Genomic DNA, 1,764 nt, shown 5'->3' with positions numbered 1-1,764 from the left:
TTAAATTACACTCTAACCCTAATTATTCTTATGCTGTAAGTTATCTGTGAATCGCCTTAATTGCTCTCAACAAATATTTTGGATTGTGAGCAGAATCGTACATTGGGTGCACTTCTTTATCGGTATCAAATAAATTATAAACTGCCATTTGAGCCGTTCTAACAGAATATTCGACTGTAAATACACAATCCTTCGGTGCTTCTGCAAATTGACCTAAAAATGCAAAATTTGTTGCGCCAGCAGGTATTACATCTGGTCTATCGCCTGGCTCACGAGGCATAAAGAGACTGTCTACAAAAGGCATGGCGACAGGAATACAGTTTACTTTTCCAGCTTCAGTAATAGGCATCATAAGGTCCTGTATTTTTAAATGATAATACAACTCCTCAAGTATCTCAGCACCGGTGCACTCTGCCATTGTTTTGTTGATAAAATTACCCTTTCTATCGGGGTAGAGCCCATAGCCCCAGAAAATTTTCACATCGTCCGCCTGGTTAGGAAAGTGGGGTTGCCGAGCTATCACAATCGACATTAACCAGTTTGAATCAGTCATGGTGACGAGGCCACCTGTACCATCAACATTTCCGGAAAAGTTTTCCATATAATCTTGAAATGTAGAATCATACATGGTGGCTGTAAATGAATACCATTTTTGAAGATCAATGTTGTCACAGAAAGGCGATGGATTGCCAAAGGTTTTATCTTTAGCCGCAAGCTTTTTCCATAACATCCAAGAACCGGACTCTGTCATTCCTTTTAGTTTTGCAGGAGTATCCCAGCTCCCATTATCAGTGCTTTCTGTAATAGAGCCATTGGTAATAAAGACATAGTCGTTTTCACCAAGAACAATTTCAGATTTATTTTTAAGATGAATCACAGTAGCCGTTTTAATGTCGGTAGCAATATCAATATCAATATCAATATCAATCACTTCATTTCCCATTTGAAATTGAACACCTTTTTGCTCCAGATATTTCTTCATGGGTCTAACAACAGAGTCATACTGATTATACTTGGTACGCATAACCCCACCCAGTTTATAAAGTCCATCAACCAGATGTATGAAGCGTTTCATGTAACGCCTCATTTCTGCAAGACTACTCCATTTTTGAAAAGCGAACATTGATGTCCAGATATACCAGAAGTTGGTCTCAAAGAAATCAGCATCAAACCAGTCCATGATTCTTTTATTTCCCAATGATTCTTCTGCAACAAATGTGAGTTTTAAAAAATCAGATTGTTGCTTTAATGATAAACCATAAGAAGATACATCTATTTTTTTACCTTCTTTCAAGAGCCTGGCTTGACCATTTGATACAAATCGCTCATTAAACTCAAATGATTCATCTCTTACAGAAATGCTTTCATCTTCCAAAGAAGGAATATGAGACAGTAACTCCCAATAGCACTCGTAGTGTATTTCATGCATTCGACCACCGCGCACAACAAAGCCTTTTTCTCTTTCTCCTGCTCCGTCAAGAGCGCCACCTGGAATGTTGTCTTTTTCGAGGATATAAATATTCTTACCCAGAACACCGGCATCTTTTTCTAAATAGAGCGCACTAGCAAGTGAAGCTATGCCGCTACCAATTAAGTAAACTTTTGCCTTGCTCAGGTCTCGATCTTTATTATTTTTCATTGTTGATATCCTTATAGAGTATTTTTGTTGTGTTTATTAGAGGTGTTTGAAAACACAACGCTTGAATTCAGCTGTAGCATTAGTGGTCGGCTGGAATGATTTGTTAGGAGTTTTTCTGTTGTTAC

Annotated in this window: 1 protein-coding gene; it reads right to left on the bottom strand. The window is 38.0% G+C overall.

Going from position 1 to position 1,764, the window contains the following annotated elements; all coding sequences use genetic code 11:
* Positions 1–40: 40 nt before the first annotated feature.
* A complete protein-coding gene (locus BAZSYMA_RS01800) occupies positions 41–1,639 on the bottom strand; it encodes an oleate hydratase (RefSeq protein ID WP_090714993.1) in 1,599 nt (532 codons plus the stop codon).
* Between the last annotated feature and the right edge of the window lie 125 nt (positions 1,640–1,764).

Source organism: Bathymodiolus azoricus thioautotrophic gill symbiont (assembly GCF_001298715.1).
In the GTDB taxonomy this organism is placed as follows: Bacteria; Pseudomonadota; Gammaproteobacteria; order PS1; family Pseudothioglobaceae; genus Thiodubiliella.
Note: the sequence above shows the minus strand (reverse complement) of the source record. Positions and strands in the feature narration are given on the sequence as shown.